At 52.7% G+C, this 7,579-nt stretch carries 7 protein-coding genes; 3 read left to right on the top strand and 4 right to left on the bottom strand.

The features are described from left to right. Window positions 1-584 precede the first annotated feature (584 nt). The gene (locus HEQ50_RS12220) at window positions 585-2,237 is read left to right on the top strand and encodes a peptide ABC transporter substrate-binding protein (RefSeq protein WP_232842755.1); all 1,653 of its coding nucleotides are present in this window, start codon (window positions 585-587) and stop codon (window positions 2,235-2,237) included. A gap of 216 nt (window positions 2,238-2,453) precedes the next feature. Here HEQ50_RS12220 and HEQ50_RS12215 read toward each other — a convergent pair whose 3' ends face one another. Both HEQ50_RS12215 and HEQ50_RS12210 read right to left on the bottom strand, forming a co-directional pair. After that, entirely contained in the window at window positions 2,454-2,774 is a 321-nt protein-coding gene (locus HEQ50_RS12215) for a hypothetical protein (protein ID WP_168900775.1), read from the bottom strand. Between the two features lies 1 nt (window position 2,775). After that, the gene (locus HEQ50_RS12210; protein WP_168900774.1) at window positions 2,776-3,810 is read right to left on the bottom strand and encodes a lipoate--protein ligase; all 1,035 of its coding nucleotides are present in this window, start codon (window positions 3,808-3,810) and stop codon (window positions 2,776-2,778) included. 224 nt (window positions 3,811-4,034) lie between these two features. Here HEQ50_RS12210 and HEQ50_RS12205 point away from each other — a divergent pair, with 224 nt between their 5' ends. Together HEQ50_RS12205 and HEQ50_RS12200 are read left to right on the top strand one after the other, a co-directional pair. Continuing rightward, window positions 4,035-4,418: a glycine cleavage system protein H gene (locus HEQ50_RS12205; RefSeq protein ID WP_168900773.1), complete on the top strand. Its 384-nt coding sequence runs from the start codon at window positions 4,035-4,037 to the stop codon at window positions 4,416-4,418. A gap of 340 nt (window positions 4,419-4,758) precedes the next feature. Further along, complete coding sequence (locus tag HEQ50_RS12200; protein WP_168900772.1) at window positions 4,759-4,974, top strand: hypothetical protein; 216 nt, start codon at window positions 4,759-4,761, stop codon at window positions 4,972-4,974. Window positions 4,975-5,094: 120 nt separating this feature from the next. Here the strand turns inward: HEQ50_RS12200 and HEQ50_RS12195 are convergent, their stop codons facing one another. After that, window positions 5,095-5,715, bottom strand: a complete 621-nt coding sequence (locus HEQ50_RS12195) for a histidine phosphatase family protein (protein WP_168900771.1) — start codon at window positions 5,713-5,715, stop codon at window positions 5,095-5,097. A 25-nt stretch (window positions 5,716-5,740) separates the two neighbouring features. Further along, complete coding sequence (locus HEQ50_RS12190) at window positions 5,741-6,712, bottom strand: DMT family transporter (protein WP_168900770.1); 972 nt, start codon at window positions 6,710-6,712, stop codon at window positions 5,741-5,743. Window positions 6,713-7,579 lie beyond the last annotated feature (867 nt).

The following is a 7,579-nucleotide window of genomic DNA, read 5'->3' as shown; positions in this document are numbered from 1 at the left end:
GAAAAGCCAAAGTGCTGTCTTTTCCCTCGCTTTGAGCCGTCAGCCCGCGTCTCAAAGACGCCATTTACCAAGAAAAATCGCTTGGTAAATCCCACGGCTAAGACCAAATTTGACTCACTCACGGCTACATGAGATGTAACCAATTAAACTGACCGGACGTTGCCATTCCAGCGATGTCACCACACGTTTAGTGGCTTTCAACCATCGTAACCGGAGGCAGGCAGAGATGTAGGTAGCCGTGACAGCGGTGTTAGCTGTGCAACAGCTTACAGCGCGGGACGTGTTTGGAGACTGACGATTTTGGTCAGGCTTCAAACCGAGCCGGAGGACCGCTTCTCAGGCCGCAGGTGGTCCCCACAGCGCCGGAATCTCTGGCAGCCGCAGGTGGTTGTTGATGACTAATTTAATGGCGATAAACCTTGCTAGCTGGGAACTGGCGTGTGTTCGTGAACTTTCAATCTTTAGATCACGGCGCTTTTGTTTCCACTATTCCAGCAAATTTGAGGCTCTACTCGATTAGTTCTTTGCGTCAATTTTACCGTTTACAACAATAACGACAGACAGGCCAGTTCGGAGGAAGTCACTTGAAACGTTGGGGAATTCTGATTATCTTAATATTTTGTAGCGCACTCAGTGGCTGCACCATCAGCCATGAGACGGACACACCCAGCGACAGCAAAGGGGTCATGACGAAGAATCAAGTGTTAACGTTGGCTTCGCATCGGCCTCTAACGACGTTGGATACGGATAAACTGACACAATTTGGCCGGCTAAACAACACTATTGAAGGCCTCTATCAGGCCAACGGCGACCGTAATCCCGAGCTCGCCTTGGCCAAGAGTGTCAAGGTCAATGCGGCGCGGACGACCTACACCTTCACCCTTTGGAAGGATTCCTATTGGAGCAACGGTGACGTCATCACGGCACCGGACTTCGTCTTTTCCTGGCGACGAGCGCTCGCACCTACGACCAAGGCCCCCGAGGCCGACCTTTTCGATGGTTTTCAAAACGCCCGAAAGATCTTAGACGGCAAGTTACCCGCCAATCAGCTAGGCGTGAGTGCCCCTAGCCGATTCAAGCTGGTCGTCCACCTAGAACACCCCATGGCGGAGCTGCCTCAGAAATTGGCCTACCCGTTATTTGGCCCCCAAAATCGGCGGATCGCTAAGAAATATGGCCGGCTGTACGCCACTAAACCGCGTTACCAAGTCTACGCGGGGCCCTTCATGGTCGACCCGCGGAATAGCACGCCCGATCGGTGGCACATGGTTCCCAACCCCCACTACTGGGACCGTAAGCACGTCTACCTCAGTCGTATCAACGTGGAGACTTACCGGTCAATCGATGCGGCGTGGGATGCTTACGATCATGGCGATCTGGACGAAATACGTCTTCTGGGAAAGGCGGACACCAAATACTTCGAGAAAAAGGCCGACTACACGGCCCGGCCGTATTCCAAGATGGTTCTCCTAAACTACCGCCAAACTGGTTCCAGCAGCGCCATTAATCGCCTGCTGCGCCAAAAAATTGCGCGTTTGGCCATTTCCCACGCCATCAATCGAAAAGCGCTCGTCAAACAAGCCTACGGAGACACCTCGCTAGCCGCTCAGGGTGTGGTGCCCGCTGGACTCAGCCGAGGACTCAAGGGCACGGCAGACTTCGCGGCCGCACAGCCGGAACAGGCCGCTCTAGCCTATCATCCTAAGTTGGCGCGCCAAGAGTGGCAGACCGCCCAGCAGCGCGCGGACCTCACCCACGTGACGTTGACCCTGAGCTATCTAGATGGCACCAATAGCGGGAGTGCGGCGCGGACGTTACGTCGTCAATTACAAGACAAGCTCCCGGGTCTGACGGTTGTCTTGAAGAAACGCGAGCAGACGATTAACAAGCTGGCTGCCCCGGTTAATTCTGACTTAACCCTCACTACCCAGCGCGCCCAGTACGCGGACCCGTTAGCCATGCTTTCCCTGTTCACCAGCAGCAACACCGCTAACATTGGTCATTGGTCCAACCAGGCCTACGACAAGCTGATTGATGAGGCCAGCAACGCACCGTCCTTCAACTCGAGACGCTGGAAAAACTTGCTGGCTGCCGAGGGGATGCTCATGAGAGATCAGGGCGTCACCCCACTCGTTCAGCCGGCCAGCACCTACCTGGTCAATTCCAAGCTTAACGGCGTCATCTACAATACCGTGGGGACGCAGTCGAACTTCAAAAGCGCCTACTTCGTGAAATGATCGTGACTCCCCCTCTTAAAGACTGGGGGGGAAGAGACAGCCACAGGTGAGGCTTGGCGATGCCTTTAATGACCTTCAGTCTGATAAATCCACCACCTTCTGCGGGTTAGTAGCTTTCAGATGCCTTCAAAAAGCCAGGGGATCGAAACAAGAAGTTTCGATTCCCTGGCTTTTCGCCCTAACGCAATTTAAATTAAAATTTAGCGGTAGTTCCGGTTACTTCTGTGCCTCAATTCGCTGTTGGGCTACCTGTAAGACATCGTCATCGACGAACTCACTGGTCAACCGTGCCATTGGCGTATAGGCGTGGCGCTCCTTATAGGGAATGGGATAGGCCGCGACCACCGCCACCTTCAACTTGTTTTCAGTCAGAAAGATTTGCCCGACGCCGCGGTACTTCCCCTTACTGTGTCGACCGGTGCGCCACGAATGTAGCTTGAAGTCGCCATCGGGTTCGCGTTTGATCTCATACTTACCGGCGGCATTTGCGGCCACGGGCACCCCGACATATTGGTTAACCTCGTACTTTGCTTTCATGTTAGACCTTCTCTGTTAAGATTTCGGTCAGCGGTGCCACGGCCGCTGGACCGAGAACGGCCACGACTTCTGGCCGTTGTAAAATGGCTTGGATCGCCGCCACAGTGGTCGGTTGTCCTGCCAACTGATCGGCGATTGCGTGGAGATCCGCTGGCGTTCCCACCGTGCCAAACAACGTGATTGCCCGCAACTGTTCGGCCCGCCGGGTGAAATTCACGTGGAGCTGACCGGTCGGGAGTGTCACCCGCCGATAATCGCGAAAGCCCGGGTTGGCACCGTAATTCCAGGCATCCGTCGCGTACTTTTCCGCCAAACGTTGATCGATAATCTCCCAGTCATGCGCGGATAAATGATACGTTTCCACCTCGTCCAAATTGTTGACCTCAAAGATATGACAGAGCAAGGCCGTCTTAAAGGCTTGAATATCCAGATTTTGATATTCAGGGGCCAGGTACTGCCGCAGATTCGTAATCGGCACCCGATTGGAAGCCACGCCGCGGTGTGGCCGCGCACTGACGGGAATCAAGGCCTGATGGGCCGCGTCAACGTTAAGATCGTACATGATGGTGCCCCCGGCCGCATAGCCATCGCCATTCTTAAACATGGTCATTCCCGAAAACTTCTTGCCGGCCACCACGAGATTACTCTTTTGACTGATGGCCAAGTTGGGGACGCCCATGGCCGCCAACGCCTTGAGCACGGGATTGGCGAACACCGTATAGTCGCCAAACTGCGACCCATCTTGCGGGTCACCGTTGATAATATGTTCGAAGATCAGGTTGCGCTCGTCATGGTACACCGCGCCCCCACCGGACGTTCGCCGGACCAATTGCACATCATGCTGGGCAAGGTAGTGAAAATCCACCTCGGCCGTCACATTTTGGTTGATGCCGACGATCACCGCCGGTCGGTTCACGTACATCATCAGGCCATGTCCAGGCAACTTCAAGTCGTTGACCAAGTAGTTATCAATCGACTGATTCACTATGGCATCGGTCACCACCTGACCCTGCCGATTCGTATCAATGAGAAACATGGTAAGCCTCCTTACTTGTGCGCTGACGAGGTTGGACCTGCCCTGCGACAATGAGCCACAAGGCCCAACGATGCCGATTAAATCGGGTTCCAACGCTCGCCCTTATTTTTGATTTTAGTGTAGCATACCGCCTAGTCCACAACAACTTGTCGCCTAGATATTGTCAGCGGTTACAGCTTAAGGGTATACTAAAGCGGTAACCACCTTAAGGGAGGAAATTTATCATGTCTGAAGAAGCCAAGCCATCAATTTGGCAAATATTTAAAAGTTTTTTTCGTCGTAAACCCGTTGAACCCAAGGTCACCACGCTAAACGGCGTGTGGTGGGAGCAGCGCCATAGTATCTACCGTCTGGGCCTGACCAGCGACGCCATCCAGCAGCTCGGTAAGGTTAGCTTTGCCGACCTCATCGTGGCCCCCGACGACGTTCTCGATCAGGATGAAGACATTCTTGAGGTGGAAAGCGACAAGGCCGTTCAAAACTTTAAGACGCCATTCGCCGGAACCGTTGTCGATGTCAACCACTTTCTTGTGGACAATCCTGACGCGATTAATTCCAACCGGCAATTAGAAAACTGGATTCTAGACATCCGGATTGACTTCGACTAACGGTCCAGTACACCCCCGGTAAACGACTCGGATGCGCAAGCGGCTCAAAAGAACTGGCCATCTATCCGCCATATCTCGCACAGTCTCCACGATGTTTACAGTCGGTTCTGCGAAATCAGCGATAATTCATTAATTGTCCCTACTTTCCGATATCGACGTCAAAAAACGGCTACACCAGCATTCCGGTGAGCTGGCCAAACTCTATTTCTCGCACTTTCAAATACGCTAGACAAAATATTTACCATTTGTGCGTCAAAGGACTACCATAAGTATTGAAGCCGGTGGTACCCATGCCAATCACAGATCCACTGACCCCAATATCTTTTTGGAGGTAATGGTTATGGCTGTTGTAGAAAAGACTGCTTTATTGGATGAAAAAATGAGCGAAGTATTCGATTGGTCCGATCAAAAGCTCCCAGTACGGGATGCTCTGTGGGATCACTTCATGGAATCCAATGGTCACAACACCGATGAAACTGAAGCTTCAATGAAGGAAATCGACGCTAAGTCCGACGATGAAGTTCGTTCTTACGTGGAAGATAACCTCAAGAAGTAACCGGCTGTCTCAACCTAAAAATAACCCCGCCAATTGGCGAGGTTATTTTTTTATCGACATTTTCTGTTCGGTGACCGATGACCACGACCAGCCTGAGGTCATCTTGCCCCACGGTTAGCTTTATAACTGCGGGCTAACCCCGTAAAACGGCAGGTAGCGGTGGCCCGCGGCTGGATCAATCACCATCCGCGTCACACTGGTATTCGTGGGCTCCGGCAACGCCGTGGTCGCTGGTGCCCCTAACATCAGTAGGGCCGTGGCTTTAATCGTTAAGCCATGACTGACCACCAAGAGATGGTCGTTGGGATGGTCCACGACCTGTTCGGCCAACCATTGACCGACACGTCGTTGAATGTCGCGATAGGACTCGCCCCCCACTGTCGCTAAGACATCGGGCAGGGCTTCCCCCGTCACGGCGTCGAAGTCTTGCGGCCGTTGTTCACTAACCGTCGGCTGGCTCTTGCCCGTCCAATCCCCATAGGAAGCCTCCATCAACCGCGCATCGAATGATGGCGTCAAGCTCAGCATGGTCGTCAGGGCCGCCGTCGTCTGCCGCGTCCGGTGTAAGGGACTGCTGACCAACTGATCGTAGCGCTGGCCGTGCAACCACTGTGCCAAGTGCTCAGCCTGTTGTAGCCCGCGTACCGTCAAGTGAGTGACCGTCGTGTCCAATTGTCCCTGCATAATTTGATCCACGTTGGCCTGCGTTTGCCCGTGGCGAACCCAATCGAAAGTCGTCATTTCTCAGTCACTTCCTCATTCCCCATTAAAACCCTTTTTCCACGTTTCGTCGACCCCGTTGTAGTAAATAAATGGCCACGATGACCAAAATAGACCCAACTACCTCGGCCGTCGAGATCGCCAAACTGAGGAAAATAATGGATAAAACAAACGTCACCACCGGCTGAACGGCATCCACGATACTGATAACGTCGGACGGTGCGAAATGGGAGCTGTACAGCAACAGTGAGAAGGGCAGAATCGTCCCGAAGATAATCACCGTGGCCATTGAGGCCAATAAGGTGCCAGTCAGCGGTGGCGTGTTCACCCAGACCGGTTGGTGAATATTAAAAACAATCCCAGCAATGAACGTTCCCCACCCTAAAACGGTGATTGGCGCGTGACCGCCATCGCGGACCAGATTCCGGGGTAAAACCACGTAACAAGCCGCCGTAATTCCGGACCCAATTCCCCATAGAATCGAGTTTAGCGGTAAAGCCAACTGTGAAAAGTCCCCACGTGTAATGGCCAAGAAGACCCCGACCATCGCCACGACGAAGGCAATCACGTCGCTTCGTAGCGGTCGTTGATGCTTAAAGAGTAGACTGCCCAGTACAATGAATAAGGGGCTCAAGTACTGCAAGATCGTTGCCCCAGCGGCATTCCCCGTCTGCACCGCAATGTAAAAGGTCAACAGGTTGGCCCCCAAGCCGATGAGCGCGTAGGCGACTAACCACGCAATCTCTCGCCAGCTACGAAAAACGGTAAACGTTTTCTTGCCATAAAGCACCAGACTGATGGCCAGTAAGATAACCCCAGCCCCCATCGTCCGCGCCGATAGAAACCAGCCAACGGGAATGGATTGCCCTTGTGAAATAAACTGTAAAACGGTTCCGGAGACCCCAAACATTCCTGAAGCGATGGTGGCCCAGAAAATACCCTTGATGACGTTACCCGTCGATACCTCTGAATTTTTCAAACCTGTGAATCCTTTCTCTCTCACACTCACGGCGTGCATTATAATTCTCCAATTTTACCCGATATTCATTAGAATCTGATGATGAAATGGTTACAAATTCAGGCTTTGCCAACTTTTTCCTTGGCTTATTTGTCAAACACTCACATTACAAGTTTTTATTTATTTAAAGGTTGAAAGTTTACGAACACGCTCCAGTCCTCAGTTGGTAAGGTTTATCACCATAAGACTAGTCATCAACAACCACCTGCGGCTGCCAGAGATTCCGGCGCTGTGGGGACCGCCTGCATCTCCGGCTGCCTCCAGTTACGGTGGTTGAAGCTTACTAAATGTGTGGTGACATCGCTGGAGTGGCAACGCTCTGCCGGTTTAATTGGATACATCTCATGTAGCCGTAAGTGAGTCAAATTTGGTCTCAGCCGTTGACAAGAGTGTGCCTACAGGCGGTTAACTGGTGAGCATTAACGCTGATAGGCGGATAATCCTGCATTTGGATTATTTGTCTATCAGTGTTAAGCGGAGCCAGTTGCCTGTTGGCGCACGTTTCGGCTATGTTGATGACAAAACGACAGCGAGATTACGGCTCAAAGCGAGGGAAAAGACAGGGCTTTGGCTTTTCCCGGTCCTTCCCACAGCGTTCCAGACCAAATTTGGCGAACGGTAAGGCGGCCAGCATGCGACGATCATCTTATAATGGGTGGTATCCCTGTCACACCAAGGTTTCTAGCTGTTCTCTATCTTTCAACCTTCAGTCATTTAATCTAATATTTGCGCAGAAAGAGCCCGGGCACTCAGGGCCCAGGCTCTCTCGTTGTGCGCCCGGCATGGGCGCTAACTAGGCGGTGAAAATCCGCTGTGGGCCGTAGTAGTCGGAACCACGAGCCGAAGGCAAAGGTGTCCATCGCGAGG

It is taken from the genome of Lactobacillus sp. HBUAS51381 (assembly GCF_012641095.1).
Lineage (GTDB): Bacteria > Bacillota > Bacilli > Lactobacillales > Lactobacillaceae > Levilactobacillus.
Note: the sequence above shows the minus strand (reverse complement) of the source record. Positions and strands in the feature narration are given on the sequence as shown.

What these genes read in the sequence shown, in the direction of transcription:
- HEQ50_RS12215 (WP_168900775.1), bottom strand. Translation starts at nt 2,774, where the DNA reads ATGAAAGCAAAGTACGAGGTTAACCAATATGTCGGGGTGCCCGTGGCC.
- HEQ50_RS12210 (WP_168900774.1), bottom strand. Translation starts at nt 3,810, where the DNA reads ATGTTTCTCATTGATACGAATCGGCAGGGTCAGGTGGTGACCGATGCC.
- HEQ50_RS12205 (WP_168900773.1), top strand. Translation starts at nt 4,035, where the DNA reads ATGTCTGAAGAAGCCAAGCCATCAATTTGGCAAATATTTAAAAGTTTT.
- HEQ50_RS12200 (WP_168900772.1), top strand. Translation starts at nt 4,759, where the DNA reads ATGGCTGTTGTAGAAAAGACTGCTTTATTGGATGAAAAAATGAGCGAA.
- HEQ50_RS12195 (WP_168900771.1), bottom strand. Translation starts at nt 5,715, where the DNA reads ATGACGACTTTCGATTGGGTTCGCCACGGGCAAACGCAGGCCAACGTG.
- HEQ50_RS12190 (WP_168900770.1), bottom strand. Translation starts at nt 6,712, where the DNA reads ATGCACGCCGTGAGTGTGAGAGAGAAAGGATTCACAGGTTTGAAAAAT.